Genomic DNA, 14,470 nt, shown 5'->3' with positions numbered 1-14,470 from the left:
CTTGGTCAGGTCAGGGCGAGCTGTGGTCAGGGTCCTCCGGGTCGATCGCCCCCTGGGTGACAATGACCGGCCTTTCGGCGCTGAGAGGAGGGGGCGTATCTGCACGTTCCCTTTACCTCATGCACCCCTGGGGGGACCTACTTGTTCACCACCACGTCCGGCGGTCGGCACAGACGCCGGATACGAATCGCCCTGCCCGTCTCCGCGGCAGGTGTGGCCGTCGCTGTCGCCGCCGCGCTGCTGACCACCTCCGCCGAGGCCGCGACGCCGCTGCCGCAGCCCTCCGTCAAGCCCGCTACCAGCTCACCGTCGGACGCCGAGCTGAAGCGGCGACTCGCCACCGCGGTCGCCGGTGACGACACGGCCGGGCAGGCGCTGACGAACTCGTCGTATGGCGCAGGGACCACGGGACAGGGCATCGACCCCAAGATCATCGGTGGGACCACCACGACCATCACGGCTGCGCCGTGGATGGCTCAGCTCTGGTACGGCGACGACAAGGGCACCGCCGACACCGCCGATGACGTCGGCTTCTTCTGCGGCGGAGTGGTCGTCGCGCCGACCAAGATCCTCACCGCCGCGCACTGCGTCGCCGGATACGACTGGCACAACCACGGCTCGGTGATCACCAGCACCGCGCAGCTGCCGTCCGTCGACGACCAGGGTTACATCACCGACCTGCACGGCGGTGCCATCACCGGCGTCTGGCGGCAGTGGCACCACTCGTCGTACCGCGCGTCCACTCTCGACGCCGACATCGCGGTCCTCACCCTGCCGTACGCGATCAGGGCGACGCCGATCCGCATGACGACGGCCGGGGACACCACCTCGTACACCGCTGGGACCAGCGCCAAGGTGTACGGCTGGGGCCGGACCAGCTCCACCCACGACAACATCTCCGAGACGCTGAAGACGGCCACGCTGCCCATCCAGTCGGACAACACCTGCGCCACCGCCTACGGCTCCCACTTCGTCAAGGGCCACATGGTTTGCGCGGGCACGCCCGCCACCGGCAGCGACGAAGGCACCACGACCGCTTGCAACGGCGATTCCGGCGGCCCGCTGGTGGTCAACAACCGGATCGTCGGCATCGTCTCCTGGGGCGTGGAGGACTGCGTCGCCGCGGGCGCCTACAGCGTCTTCACCAAGGTGACCACCTATGTCGGGGCCACCTACCCGCGTCTGGACGACACCAACTTCGACGGCGACCACCGGGGCGACCTGTGGCTGCGCAGCGCCTCCACGGACACCGGATACTCCCGGTACTCCCGGGGCACCTCGTTCGTGGCCGGTGAGAACTGGGGCAGCTGGGCCGGGGTGAACGTCGTCGTGCAGACCGACCTCGACCGCGACGGCTACCAGGACCTCGTCTACCGTCGCAGCAGCGACGGCGACGTCTTCTGGGCGCACTACGTCGTGTCGCGCGACTCCTGGATCACCCAGCGGATCGCCGACAACTGGAAGACACGCACGCGGATGGCCATCCCGGGTGACGTCACCGGCGACTACCTGCCTGACCTGCTGTCGGTCGACTCGGCCGGCGTGCTGTGGATCTACCCCGGCAAGGGCAATGGCACCTTCGCCACGCGCGTGAAGGTCGGCACCGGCTGGAACCAGTACAACTGGCTCCGCGGGCACGGCGACTTCACCGGCGACGGCCGGACCGACCTCATCGCCCGCAACGCGAGCAACGGCTACGTCTACCTGTACAAGGGCACGGGCAAGGCGGGCACCGGGGCGTTCGCCAGCAGGATCAAGGTGGCGATCTGGAGCAGCTCGACGTACAACGCGGTCGACGCGGTCGGCGACGTCAGCGGCGACGGCCGCGCCGACCTCCTGGCCCGCACGCCCGCCGGCACCCTCTACCTCTACCGAGGCACCGGAAACGCCACGGGCGCCTTCTTCACCGCTCGGGTCTCGGTCGGGACCTACTTCAAGGCGTACGACATCCTCGCCTGAACCCTCAGGTGAGCCGGGAGACATCCGGCCCGCCACCGCTACGCAATGTGCCCACCCGAGCTCCGGGTGGGCACAGTGCGTCATGCGCGTAGGCGTGAACGGCCCGGGGTCTCGACGGTGTGGTTGCGGTGGTGCGAGTTGGCGAGGGTGAACTTCCGTACCGGTTCGAAGTGGGCTGCGCTCGGGTTGGCCCAGGACGCGTAGGTGGGGGAGAAGCACAGCTCGACGCGGTTCCTCTTCGCCCAGCGTCGGATCGTGTCGCCCTTGTGGGCGGACAGGTTGTCCAAGATGACGTAGACCTCGACGGTCATTCCTGGCGCAAGCGGTGTCCTGGCTGCGAGCCGAGCAGACCGGTACCTGGTACATCGGCGGCAACGGAGAGATCGGCCGCGACAACGCGAGTGGGAAACTGCCCAGCTACGACGCGGGGCGCATCAACGCGTTCATGCAGACGATCGATCAACACAATGCGGCGTGGAAGAACTGGTTCACCTCGCATGGCATCGATCCCTTCCGGGTGCGCTACGAGGAACTCGACGCCGACATGGGGGGTGTCACGCAAGGCATCCTCACGTTTCTGGGGCTCGAAGCGCCTGACCGACGCCGGATGGTGCCCCGCCACAAGCGTCAGGCCGACGGGCTCAGCAATCAGTGGATCGATCGTTACCGGGCGGAGTCGGCACCCGACTGACGAGCTGACGAGTTCCTGGGCGTGGGCGGGGTGGGGGAGGGGCCCGGAGCCAGGCGTGTCTGCGGGCCAAAGCGAAGTAGCCGATCACAACCGTGACCGGTGGGTGTGCGGGCCGTGCTGGCAACGCCCGCCATTCAGGTGCTATCGGCGCCGTCCGCACCGTCGAACGTTGCGCCTCCAGCGCGGCTTCACCGCGTCAACCATGAGTCTCGGCGCTGCCCAGCAAATGCCTTGCCGACCCCTGAAGGCTTGTCTCGTGTCCTCCACGCGCGCTCGGCGACCCGTCGCGCCGGATCCGGTCCTGCTGGTGCAGGGCTTGCCCGGCGAGGCCACGGAAGCAGGTGGGGAGCGCGACGGTCAGCCGCGGGGGCCGCTTCGGTCCTGGTAGCCGAGTTCGAGATAGCGCGTGCGGGTGCTCCATGAGCCCAGGTCGGGAGTGTCGGCCCGTACGTCGTGCCAGGGCCGGTTGCCGGAAGCTGCCGTCTCGGCGTGGCCGTCCCCGTCGTGATGCCCAGGGCGCCCGGCCCAGAGCCGTACTCCCGACCGTGCCTCTGACTCGCGGACCGGCTCCCAATAGCCCACCGAGAACGCACCGGCGAGCTCGTGCATGGCGATGAACGCGGCTACGCCTCCTTCTGGATCCGTGCGGTCCGGACGTTCGGTGAGGGCGTGCCACAGGAAGTGCATGTTCGGTACCCGTACCTCGGGATGGAAGCGGAACACGAACCGCTCGAGCTTGATCGAGCCGATACCCGGCAGCTGAACCCGGGTGAGCGGGATGACCTCGCGCTCGCCGCCGGTCCAGGTCAGAGTCCTGTTGTGGCCCCTGTATCCCGGCTCGCCGAAGAGCGTGACGTGGACGCGTTCCCTGCGGTCCGGCCGGCGGTTGTGCAGGAAGCCCGCGCCGGCCACGGCGCCGCCCACCGATGCGAGGCCCGCCAGAAGGATTCGGGTCTTGCGCTTCGTCGGCACGAGCACCTCTCATCTGACGGGACGGCCCCTCCATCATGCGCCATCGACGACCTGTTGATCCACCGTCAGGCCAGACGCCGACGGGATCGCCAGTCACTCGACTCCGGCATCGGCCGTCATGCTCCAGGCGCAGTCCAGCGACTGCTGGTCGACAAAACCGGTCGACGGTGGTCGCCGCGTTGTCCGATCATGCCGCCATGCCTCTGCGAGATACCCTTGCCCGAGTCGACGCAGACCTGGCTGCCGGCCGGGTTCCTGTCGCGCGCCAGCGTTTGCGCGGGCTGGTGTCGTCCTTCCCGAACGACCTGATGCTTCGTCGACGCCTCGCCGAGGTGTACCGGCTCTACGGAGATCCTGCGGAAGCGGGTCGATGGATGTACCTGGAACACGACCGGGACGCCGCTGAGTCCGCCGCCTTCGAGGCGAGGTACCCCACACCCGCGCACCGCATGCGCGCACTTGCCTGGCAGGGTTCGGAGACGGGAGCCCCCACACCCTTCGCCAGGGAGCAACTGACAGCGGTACGCGTGGCCTGCTCCGGCGTCCTGGGTCACGACGTCGACTGGGACACGGTCCCCGCCACCGGGATGCCGGACAGAGGGACAGGCTCCCTGTCCAGCTTCCTGGCCGGGGCGGGATGCCTGGTGGTGATCCTCGGCAATCTCGCGGTCTGGGTGAACGGCCTGATTGCCCTGTTCCGCTGACTCATCGGGCCGGGCGGTGCCGTTCTCTTCGCCGCTGGTCAAAGTGCCCGCGGCGTTCGGAGCGTCGGCCAAACCCCCGCCAATGTCACATCAGTTGACCCTCTACCTGCCTGTTCCGACCTCGATGGAGAGGTCGTTGTCCACCGTGTAGCAGGGCCGCACGATGCGACCGCCGACCGCTGTGGCGGGGAGGACGAAGATCTCCTTGCGGTGTGCGATGTCGTCGAGGAGACGGCCGAGACGTATCGGGGCAGCCGCGCCACCGGTTCCCGCTCGGGCCTCGACGAGGAACACGTCCCAGACGCGGTTCGCGTCCCCGCCGTCCGCCGCCAACTCCGTGAGGTCCACGGTGAAGGAGAAGCATCGGCCGTCGTGATCGCCGCGCACGGCGACGGTCCGCGCGGCGCCCCTGCCACCGCGCGGAAGCAGTCGCATGACCGTCTCACCGGCGAGCGTGGCGCCGTGCAGCCTTGCGTGAACTGTCAAGGAGCGGTCGGTGACGTCGACGGTGCCGACCTCCGCGTGCGCCGCCCGCAACCAGGTCCGCAGCGCGAGGTAGCCGTCCTTGGTGACGTACGGGACGCGCACGGCCACCGGCGACGGCCAGTCACGGAGGTGACCGTCCACCAGGGCCCGTAGGTCTCGGAGGCCGGGGCGCAGTCTCAGTCGCTCGGCGCCAGGGGCGGGTAGCAGGTAGAGGTCCCAGCGCCCCTCGTCGAGCACAGGCAGGGTCTCCAGGACGGCCCGCAGGTTTCCGTCGTCCGCGGGCCGCAGGTCGAGGGAGTGGAGGATCTCCGCGGGATCGCCCTTCTTGGGGCGCAGCCGCAGGAGCAGCCGGGCGCCCGTACCGGCCGGTGCCTGAAGACGGATGGTGAGCCGGCCGTCGGCGTCGGTCGTGCAGGCGGCACGCGGCTGTGCGCCCGGTGCCGTCTCGTGGTTCGTGGTCATCGCCGTCCCCTCCGTACTGCCCGTAGCGCACCGGAGGCCATGGCGTACGCGGCGTCGCGCGCGGCGAATCCCTCGCTGACCAGGGCGCGTTTTATTCGGCTGGCGGCCGGTGGGACCGGAGCCGGTGCTTCGCCCGCGCGAGCCGACCTCGCGGCGTCGATCAGCCGCTCGACCTGCTCCACGACGAGGGCCGGCGCGTAGCGCCGCGCGTTCTCCTGGGCCGTACGGCCCATATGCCGGCGTCGTTCGTCGTCGCGCACGAGTTCCAGCAGCGCGGCGCCCAGCGCGTCGCGGTCGTCGACCGGTACCAGCCGGCCGTCGACACCGTCCTTGATGATCTCGGCGGGTCCATGCGGGCAGTCGGTGCTCACCACGGGCAGTCCGCAGCGCATGGCCTCGACTATGGTCATGCCGAATGGCTCGAAGTCGGCGGCGGTCGCGGCGATCGAGCCCTTGACCCACTCGCCTTCCATCGGGGCCGCGGCTCCCATCAGGAAAACGTTGTTGTTCAGACCGAGACGTCCGATGAGCTCTCGCAGGCGGCCGTGTTCCTCGCCTTGGCCGTAGATGCGCAGATGCCAGTCCGGGTGCTCGGTGGCGACCAGGGCGAACGCCTCGATGAGCAGGTCGTACCGCTTCACCGGGACCAGCCTGCCGGCCGCGACCACGACCTTCGCGGTGCCGTCCGCCGCGGGCAGCACCGGGTCGGGCACACTGTTGGGCAGTGCCTCCACGCGCACGCCGGGCAGCCACATCTTGCGCCGATATGCGGCGGCGTCGGCCTCGGTGACCGTGGTGAGCGTGTCGAGTCGGCCATAGGCCCGGCGCAGCGCGATGCGCAGGCGGGGCGAATGGTGGTCGAGGGTCAGATGCTCCTGCCCGATGAGGATCACCCGCTCCGGTGCCTGATGCGCAAGGTGCACGTTGAGGCCGGGCCGGGTGCCGATGACCACGTCGGCCTCCGTCTCCGCGAGGTACGCACCGATTCGTTGGTCCGTCAGCTCGCTGTACTGCCGGTAGCGGTACTCGGCGGCGGGGAAGACCCGCGCCGGTCTGAGGTGCAGGGGGTGTTTCCTCTCATGCCGCAGATCCACGAGCGGCCTCAACGACACTTTCGGGTCGAGCGTGAAGTTCGGTTGCTCCCTGTGCCGCATGGCGGAGACGATCTCCACCTGGTGCCGGCCGGCCAGGGCCTGGGCCAGGTTGAACGTGGTGGTGATCGTGCCTCCGATCCCATAGGCGTTGTGGAGCAGGAAGGAGATCTTCATGGCGGACTAGACCCCGTGGAACGTTGATCGGTTGCCCGCCGTTACAGCTCCGTTGCCTCGCAGGTCACCTAATCGCCATGCTCGACGAGGCGTATGCGCTCCGGCACATGGGCGGGCACGAACCGTCGCATCCGTTTCGGTCGCCGTCGCGCACGGGAAGACCAGGAGCCTGACCAACCCTGCCTGACGAGTGTGGTGATGTCCGCGCAACTGCCGGGCCGGGTCGGGCTGCAGAACACACCCTGCCGTTCCCGTTCGAGGTGGTAGTCGATGGCCCCCCGCCGGAGTCCGCGGTCGCGTTCTGGCAGTGGCAGTGGCAGTGGCAGTGGCAGTGGCAGTGGCAGTGGCAGTGGCAGTGGCAGTGGCAGTGGCAGTGGCAGCGCAGCCGGTTCGGCGAGCAGCGGGCGTCGTTCGCCGATGGCCAGGCAGGCGGTCGCCGACAAAGCCGAGTGGCTGCTGGGAGGCGAGTAGCAAGAGCTGCCTACGCAGGCAGAACCCGGCGTCCTCCGGCCCCCTGGCCAAAGAGCTCCGAAGATTCTGACCTGCCCGAGGGGCATGCTCAGTACGGGAGACTGACGACGAGGCCCGGCACCGATCCGCCTGTCCGCCGGGTGGGCGTCATAGTGTCGTTCCATCGCATAGGCTTCGCCCGAACTGATGATCGCTCCGCTTGGCGGGGTGGGACGGTTCCTGGTCAAGACGCATGCAGGAGCACGTGAGAGACGCCGTGATTTCCGAGCCGGAAATGGTGGAAGACGCCCCTTCTTTCGGGGCGTATCGAGTAGTTGGTGACCTCGGTGGTGACCACGGTGGTGAGCCGGGGGAGCGCGGAAGCCCACGAAAGCAGTGGTTGTGGGCCGTCGGTGGCATGCTGATGGCATCCGCGGTGTGGTCGTTGGCGGTGTTCCGTCTGGACCTCGGTGTGCCCGAGCCGGAGACGCGCGGCTACCAGCTCACCCGGCAAGCCTGCCGAACCGTGCAACTGCCCTCCATGGGCGCGGAGATAGCGCCCATGGACAGCACCAGCGTCATGTCCTCCGGGCTGTCGGAGCACCCTGCCCTCGACCACGTCCAGTGTTCCATCCACCTGCGTCCGGACATGGAGGCGGCGGGTGCTGGGGGAGGCTGGTTCGTCGACTACACCGTCAGTGTCAACGTCACACTGCACAAGAAGAGCGACCCACGCATCGAGTTCGACGCGGAGCGGCGGGTCACGGGGCTCGGCGTCGTAGAGGAGGAGGAGGTGGAGGCCGTCGCCGGCATCGGGGACGGGGCGTACCTGATCACCTCGGATCTCGGCAGTACGGAACTGCGGGTTCGGGACGGCGGTGCCGTCCTCTCCCTCGGGCTCTCGGCCATGGTCAGCTACCTCGGCGAAGACGCGGACGGGCCGGTGGGTGAGGCCCCGGAGACCCCGGACGTGTCCGCGCACCAAACAGCAATGATCAACGACATGCGCGTACTCATGTCCCACCTGAAGAGGTAGGCCGCTGGAGCCTCGGACGCACGGACTCGGCCCCCGCAGCGACCCCTTCGACGGCCGGCGGGGCCCTGTCGGTAGCCAGCGGCGACTCGGAACCCGCCGTCCGAGCCTCCCCTGGGCAATGGGCGCGCTGCGTGCGGGGAGGCCGCCGGCACGCACAGCCACGAACCAATCCGTGGCTAACCTGGGGAAATCGGCTGGGCTGCACTAAAAATCGTCTCATGAGATTCGTACTAGTTCATGGCGGATGGCAGGGCGCCTGGTGCTGGGACGCGGTAGCGGAGCACCTCCGCGCGAGCGGGCACGAGGTTTTTGCGCCGACGCTACGTGGTTCGGAGGACGGCGATGTCGACCGTTCCGGGGTGAACCTCACGACCATCGGGGAGGGGCTGATCGAGGCGATCAGGCAGGAGGGGCTGGAGAACTTCGTGCTGGCGGGCCACAGCGGAGGAGGACCCGTGGTTCAGTACGCGGCGGATCGCCTGGCGGAGCTGACACGCAGGGTCGTCTTCGTCAGTGCCTGGGTGCTGCATGACGGTGAAGCCATCCATGACGTCCTGCCGCAGCCCCTCGCTGACGCTGACCGGGCGGCGGCCGCCCAGCGCCCGGACCAGACGATCCCGATGCCCCCCGACCTCTGGGAGACCCACTTCATGAACGGGGCCGCCGAGGAGCAAGTCGCCGCCACAGTGGCTCGCCTGGTCCCTACACCACTCGGATGCTCGCAGAACCCATTTTTCTTCCGCGGTTCTGGACCGCCCAGCCGCCCGCCAGCTATGTCTTCCTGCGGGACGACAATGGCGTACCGGCCGAATTCTACCGAGAGATGGCCGACAAGCTGAGCGAACCACGCATCGTCGAAAGTGACGGCCCGCACGAGGCGATGCTGACGCACCCCGAAGCGCTCGCGAGCGCGCTCCTCACCGCAGCAGTGGACTGACATGAACCTCCCCGCCGCGGGTGATCCGAAATGGACCGAGTCGTTCTCCGGGCTGTCCGAGCTGGTGTTGGGGTGGCTGACCTGGGTTTGCACCTTTTTCGTTGGTCGGTCTTCTATCGCTTGATGCGTCCCCGGATGGCGAGGGCTGCGAGGCCGAGCAGGACGGGTTCGCTCAGACGGGAGGCCATTTCGGTGTAGGTGCCGGCGGTGGTGAGGTCCTGGTTGGAAGACCGGAAGATCACCGAGTTGACCACCACTCGCAGGCTCTTCTCGAAACGCTGGGTGGAGAGGCGCTCGCGGATGGCGTTGGTGGGGTTGGTCGGGTCGGGTTTCTGGGTGGGCAGCCGTACCTGCTGGCCGCTCACGCTGCCAACGGTCTCTGGCTTCCAGTTGTCGGCGGGCAGGCCCCAGAGCATCATCGCAAGCAGTGTGCTGGTCATCGCGAGCAGCAGCCACGCGGCGGCGCGGGTGGCGCGCAGTCCGTATCCCGAAAGCGCCCAGTACGCGGCCAGAAGAGCCCGTTCGGCGCGCGGCCTGCTGTGGTCGTGGCGGCGCATCTCCATCTCGCCGTAGTAGAAGTCCGCCGCGTCCGGCTCGTTCTTGCTGTCCTCGAATGCCTTCCGCAGTGCCCGGTAGACGGGAGCGAGCTGTGCGGGTCCCACGTGTTCCGTGTGCCCGGTGTCATGGACGGGCTGCTGCCAGCCTGGAACGGCAGCGGGTTGGCGCGAGCGCCAGTGGTGTTCCTCGGCGAGGGTTCGGCGTTGAGTGAACCGCTGGGGCAGGAGCTGCCGCCATTGCGTGCGGGCGGGGACGGTGGCGAAGGTGCAGTTGCCTTCCAGGCGGATCTGGTCGAGGTGGACGGTCCTGGTGAAGAGGCACCGCGTCAGGTCGGTGTCGGCGAGCACCAGGTGGGCGGCGTCTACCCCGCGCAGGGAAATGATACGCACCCGGGAGCTGGCTGTGTAGGTGAGGCCATCTTCCGGGACGACGGCACCGCGGGTTCCGTGTGAGTGGCCGAAGTGGGCTTGCTCGGCGGCGATGGTCAGGGGGTATTCGAAGTCGGCGTGCGCGAAGTTGACATCGGCATGGCGTAGTCGCAGCGTGGCGGTTGATGCCCACCTCGTCCGGTGACACTCCAGGGCCCGGGCCGCGATCGACAGAGTCACCGGCCCGTCGAACGTCGCCCCTGACAGGTACACCGTCTTCCCGCATACAAGTGGTCCCAGCTCCCCAGCTCGCTTGAAGACCGCCGCCCCGAAATCGACGTCTTCGGTGAAGCTGGCCGCCTCGAAGTCGGCGATGCCACCGAAGGCGGCCGTCCCGAAGTCGGCGATGCCACCGAAGGTGGCCAGGTGGAACAGGGCGTTGCTGTCGAAGGTGGCCGACGCGAACCGGGCGTCGCCGTTGAAGGTGGCCGAGTGGAAGCCGGCCTCGCCGCTTATGGTGGCCGACCCGAATTGGGCGCCGCGGTTGAAGGTGGCCGACGCGAACTGGGCGTCGCCGTTGAAGGTGGCCGAGTGGAAGTAGACGGTTTCGCAGAAGGTGGCCGCCCTGAACCCGGCGTCGGTGAAGGTGGCCGAGATGAATACGGCGGCGTGGGCGAAGGTGGCAAGGAGGAACCAGGCCGGACCGGTGAAGGTGGCCGTGTGGAACCGCGCGTCGCCGTTGAAGGTGGCTGATTCGAACCCGGCAGTGCCGGTGAAGGTGACGAGGTCGAACTGGGCTTCGCGCGTGAAGGTGGCCGATTCGAACCAGGCGTTGCCGGTGAAGGCGGCCGACCCGAATTGGGCGGTTCCGGTGAAGGTGGCCAGCTCGAAATTGGCGTTGCCGACGAAGGTGGCGGATTCGAAGCGCGCATCGCCGAGACGGGGGTGGTCGGTGGTGGGATCGTTGAGGGCGTTAAGTACTTGGTCGAGCAGTCGGTCGGTGAATCTGGTGCCCCGGTAGTCGATGTCGTCGCCAGGGTTCAGGCTCGCGAGGTGGGTGTCGCGGTCGAGGCTGGAGAGGTGCGCCAGGCAGGCCGGGTGCGGGTCGACAGAACGTCCGGTGCAGCCGGCGCGGTTCCCGCCGGTGACGCCGTCACCACAGCAGGGCCATTCCGGATCGCCTGGGGCTCGGGTAGATGCCATACGGGTGAGTACACCGCCTGTCGGCCGGCCGTTGCCAGGCAGCCCCTCTAGCAAGTCCGCGCGCCTTGCATCACCCCGTGGAACACTCTTCGCCCGCCAGGGAAATCGTCGTGCGGTGGGTGATCCACCGCAGCCGTCGCCGGCCGGGCCGGAGTATCGGCGCGCGGCCAGGCCAGTGGCCTTGCGCAGTGCCTGTTCCGGCGCGGCGCGGATCTGCCGGGTCAGCAGTTCCATGTCGAAGTCCGGCGTCCCTGAGGACGACGCCGGTCTTGAGGGCATGGGGGGAGACGGCTTCGTTGGATCTGGCCGCTGGTGTGCCGGACGGGGCAGAGGCTGTCTCTGCGGGCGGACCCGACCTCACCGTCGCAGCGCGGAGCGCAATGGTCGGCGGCCTTTCACCAGAGTGGCTCCGGGTCGAGACGACCCCACACTCGAGCACGAGCCGTTTCATGCGACGGGGGCGAGCTTCCGGATTCGCACCAGAGTGGCGACGTGGGCATCTGAGCGAACATCCTTACGGCAGCCAGCGGACTGCTCGGCGCTGGTTCGATCACCGGCACCCTTCAGTGGACGGTGGCGTGCGCGGGTATCGGCTGACCGGGAACAGCGCGCGGCTGCGGGAGCCTGTCGGGCCACCCGCCGCGACACCGTCGACGCCTGCCACCGCTACTTGACGGCCACCTCGACCAGTTCCCCTACGACACCGCGCTCGACAGCGGGTTGCCGATCGCCACCGGCGCGGTAGAAGGCGCCTGCCGTCACCTGATCGCTGATCGCATCGACATCACCGGTGACCGCTGGGGCCTTCACGAAGCCGAAGCCGTACTGCGGCTCCGCACGATCGTCGGACCAACGGCGAACTCGACTCCCATGGGAACTTCCACACCGCCCGCGAGCACGAGCGTCTCTCCCCCCGCCCCCGCAGACCAGCAGGACTTCAACCTGACCGCTTGATCACGGGCCTGCTCGCGGTCAGACAGCGACCCATGAGGTTCGCACACAGGCCACCGGCGTCGACGCGGACCCTACAGTGCCACCTTCTACACGGCCCAGGACGTCAATCTCCATACAACGGCAGGCTCACCAGTGAGTACCAAGCTGCCTCACTTCCGCTGAGGCACAGGGGAGTGGCGGGACCGAGGGTCCCGGCGCCAAGGCTTCACCGCCCGAACTGCACAGCGGTCACAAGCTCGCCAGACGCTACCGCCTTGAGGACTGTGTCACCCGTCTGGACGGTTTCAGCAGTTGGCGTGCGTTCGACGAGAAACTGCGCCGCGCCGTCGGCGTGCATGTCCTGCCGGACGCCGACCTCGTTCGCCGCCGGGTCGCTCGCCACCGCGTCGGACAGCATGCGGATCAGCAGCGGCGCGCCGAGGAACGAGAGGCGTCGCGCCACGACGTCCTGCACCCGTGCGGCCTGCTCGGCATAGGACGAGGAGCCGGACAGAGCAAGCATGGCCTGCTCGCGCATCCGGCCGCGGGCCAACACGATATGCGTCAGTTTCAGGCCGCCTGCGGCTGCCCACAGTTGCAACCGCGCCCGCTCGTCGGGGTCGGCACAGCGGACTGTCACATGCGATTCGTACAGGGAAGCGGACACCCGCGGTTGGCCAGACCACAGCCGGGCGCGGCATCCCAAAAGGGCCTTCCGGGCTCGCTTCTGCGGCGGTAGGGATACAACCCTCGCGGCCCGTCGTGAGTCGGAGTCGTCGTGGTGAGATGCGGGCCGTCGTGCAGCCGGGTGGTTGGAATGGCATACGATGCGCGCGACCTTCATAAAGATCAGATAAGAGGATGTGTACGTCATGGCGATCCCTGTTCCGTATCGTTCCCTTCGCGGTGTATCCGCCGTTGTCGCTCTGCTTGCGACGGGTGCGGTGGGGTGTTCGGATGTTTCGGACGCCGTGGACAGTGCCAAGGACGGCGCGAGGAAGGTGGCTCGCCAGCAGTCGGTGTTCTCGCTGGACATCGGTGACTGCTACAACCCGAACGGCAAGGCGGAGGGGACGGCGTACGCCGTCGAGGTCGTGCCGTGCGAGGAGGCTCATGAGGGTCAGGTCGTCGGTGAGTTCGCGATCGACGAGGGCAGCAAGTATCCCGGCGATGAGGGCGTCGCGGCGATCGCGGACGACCGCTGCCCGGTCGAGGCGCAGAAGTACGCGCCGGACACGTGGGCGCTCCCTCAGGGTGTGGGGCTCTTGCACTACACCCCGACCAGAGAGAGCTGGGCGACGGGTGACCGTGCGGTGAGCTGCACCTACACCATGGAGAAGGGCACGTTCAGCGGTTCGCTGGACACGGCGAAGTCCCTCAAGCCCGAGCAGAGCACGTACCTGAAGGGTTCGAACGCGGTCTACGAAGCCTTGTGGGCGAACCAGTCCGAGAAGGACACCGTGGAAGCCGACCTGGCCGGCTACAAGGCGCAGGCCAAGGCCGTCGCGGCCGCCCTCGACGCACACGTCGAGGGCCTCGACGGCATTGAGGGTGCCGAGGTCGAGAAGCTCCGCGGGACGTTGGCGAAGGCGGCGGGGGACTGGGAGAAGGCCGCGAACGCCGCGGACGTCGACGAGTTCTACCTCGCCTACGACCCGGCGTTCACCGGCATCGACCCGAACAAGTCGGTCGCCGCCCGGAAGGAACTGGGCCTCGCCACCACGGTTCCGGCCGACGAGGCCGAGGTCTGGGCGGGCTGACGCCGTCGGAAGGGCCGGGCTGTCCCTCAAGGACCCGGGCCGACATGCCCGTGCCGCGGTGACAGCTGCGGCACGGGCGACAGGTGTCGACGGAGATATGACTGCACCTGCAGTCACGGCGCGGACAGCTGGCGATGTGACCGCATAGGTCCACTGACCGGGTCGCGGCGGCGCTTCCCTTGTGCCGAGCAGGCGTTCAGACGCCCAGAAGCACTCGCGCGAGGGACTCGTCAGGGGAGAGTGCAGGAGTCATTGGTAGTCGGATGTCATGTGTTGCCGAGGGAGGCGTCGCGACCTGATTCAAGAATGCAGCGAAGAGTCTGCCGGTGTGAATGTTTGGGTAGGCGGCGACTGTAAGGGGGCCCATCGGAAGTGCAGGAGCGGATATGCTCTGGGGCCGGAGCGCGGGACGCCCGAGAGTGGGCTGGGGGAGGATGCATATCAAGCCATGCCGGCACCGGCTTGATACATGGCAGGCCGTGTCACGCCATTCGTCAGGGAGTGGTGAAAGGGGCGGGTGTGAAAGGGGAGATTTCAGCCGTGTCGCCGACGCCGAGCGGCTGTTGTGTCTTACATGTCCAGTCGCGAAGATCGCCGCCATCCGGCTGGACGACCCAGCCCCGTAGAGCGCGACGTGCAGTCCCCGCTGAAGAATATCGCCGGTCGGCCGGAGATCCTGGCGA

Annotated in this window: 10 protein-coding genes and 4 pseudogenes; 9 read left to right on the top strand and 5 right to left on the bottom strand. The window is 68.1% G+C overall.

Going from position 1 to position 14,470, the window contains the following annotated elements; genetic code table 11:
* Positions 1-141: 141 nt before the first annotated feature.
* The gene (locus tag AB0O67_RS11910; protein WP_365448828.1) at positions 142-1,959 is read left to right on the top strand and encodes a trypsin-like serine protease; all 1,818 of its coding nucleotides are present in this window, start codon (positions 142-144) and stop codon (positions 1,957-1,959) included.
* Positions 1,960-1,963: 4 nt separating this feature from the next.
* On the opposite strand, the pseudogene AB0O67_RS11905 reads toward AB0O67_RS11910, so the two are convergent.
* Positions 1,964-2,258, bottom strand: a pseudogene (locus AB0O67_RS11905) (transposase); the annotation flags it as partial.
* Between the two features lie 26 nt (positions 2,259-2,284).
* Between AB0O67_RS11905 and AB0O67_RS11900 the strand changes: the two are divergent.
* Positions 2,285-2,650, top strand: a complete 366-nt coding sequence (locus AB0O67_RS11900) for a Stf0 family sulfotransferase (protein ID WP_365448826.1) — start codon at positions 2,285-2,287, stop codon at positions 2,648-2,650.
* Between the two features lie 357 nt (positions 2,651-3,007).
* On the opposite strand, the gene AB0O67_RS11895 is transcribed toward AB0O67_RS11900, so the two are convergent.
* Positions 3,008-3,622 carry a hypothetical protein gene (locus AB0O67_RS11895; protein WP_365448824.1) on the bottom strand — a complete coding sequence of 205 codons (615 nt, stop codon included), beginning with the start codon at positions 3,620-3,622 and terminating at the stop codon, positions 3,008-3,010.
* Positions 3,623-3,819: 197 nt separating this feature from the next.
* On the opposite strand from AB0O67_RS11895, the gene AB0O67_RS11890 reads away from it, so the two are divergent.
* Positions 3,820-4,326, top strand: coding sequence for a DUF6584 family protein (locus AB0O67_RS11890; RefSeq protein WP_365448822.1), 507 nt, complete (start codon positions 3,820-3,822; stop codon positions 4,324-4,326).
* A gap of 102 nt (positions 4,327-4,428) precedes the next feature.
* On the opposite strand, the gene AB0O67_RS11885 is transcribed toward AB0O67_RS11890, so the two are convergent.
* Positions 4,429-5,274 carry a transferase gene (locus AB0O67_RS11885; protein WP_365448820.1) on the bottom strand — a complete coding sequence of 282 codons (846 nt, stop codon included), beginning with the start codon at positions 5,272-5,274 and terminating at the stop codon, positions 4,429-4,431.
* Complete coding sequence (locus AB0O67_RS11880; RefSeq protein ID WP_365448818.1) at positions 5,271-6,542, bottom strand: glycosyltransferase family 4 protein; 1,272 nt, start codon at positions 6,540-6,542, stop codon at positions 5,271-5,273. The genes AB0O67_RS11885 and AB0O67_RS11880 overlap by 4 nt, the downstream gene beginning before the upstream one ends.
* A gap of 868 nt (positions 6,543-7,410) precedes the next feature.
* On the opposite strand from AB0O67_RS11880, the gene AB0O67_RS11875 reads away from it, so the two are divergent.
* The 3 genes and pseudogenes from AB0O67_RS11875 to AB0O67_RS11865 all read left to right on the top strand — a co-directional run bounded on the left by AB0O67_RS11875 (position 7,411) and on the right by AB0O67_RS11865 (position 8,965).
* Positions 7,411-8,028, top strand: a complete 618-nt coding sequence (locus tag AB0O67_RS11875; RefSeq protein WP_365448816.1) for a hypothetical protein — start codon at positions 7,411-7,413, stop codon at positions 8,026-8,028.
* Between the two features lie 218 nt (positions 8,029-8,246).
* Positions 8,247-8,669, top strand: a pseudogene (locus AB0O67_RS11870) (alpha/beta hydrolase); the annotation flags it as partial.
* Positions 8,670-8,743: 74 nt separating this feature from the next.
* Positions 8,744-8,965, top strand: coding sequence for a hypothetical protein (locus tag AB0O67_RS11865; RefSeq protein WP_365448874.1), 222 nt, complete (start codon positions 8,744-8,746; stop codon positions 8,963-8,965).
* A gap of 113 nt (positions 8,966-9,078) precedes the next feature.
* On the opposite strand, the gene AB0O67_RS11860 is transcribed toward AB0O67_RS11865, so the two are convergent.
* On the bottom strand, positions 9,079-11,328 hold the full coding sequence (locus tag AB0O67_RS11860; RefSeq protein WP_365448814.1) for a pentapeptide repeat-containing protein: 2,250 nt from the start codon (positions 11,326-11,328) through the stop codon (positions 9,079-9,081).
* A 373-nt stretch (positions 11,329-11,701) separates the two neighbouring features.
* Between AB0O67_RS11860 and AB0O67_RS11855 the strand changes: the two are divergent.
* From AB0O67_RS11855 to AB0O67_RS11845, 3 genes and pseudogenes are all read left to right on the top strand, one after another.
* Positions 11,702-12,048: pseudogene (locus tag AB0O67_RS11855) on the top strand (ISKra4 family transposase); the annotation flags it as partial.
* A gap of 160 nt (positions 12,049-12,208) precedes the next feature.
* Positions 12,209-12,394, top strand: a pseudogene (locus AB0O67_RS11850) (serine/threonine protein kinase); the annotation flags it as partial.
* Between the two features lie 505 nt (positions 12,395-12,899).
* Positions 12,900-13,787, top strand: coding sequence for a septum formation family protein (locus AB0O67_RS11845; RefSeq protein WP_365448812.1), 888 nt, complete (start codon positions 12,900-12,902; stop codon positions 13,785-13,787).
* Positions 13,788-14,470 lie beyond the last annotated feature (683 nt).

The sequence above is a fragment of the Streptomyces sp. NPDC086077 genome (assembly GCF_040686175.1).
Lineage (GTDB): Bacteria > Actinomycetota > Actinomycetes > Streptomycetales > Streptomycetaceae > Streptomyces.
The sequence above is the reverse complement of the archived record's forward strand: the minus strand, read 5'-3'. Positions and strand labels throughout refer to the sequence as shown.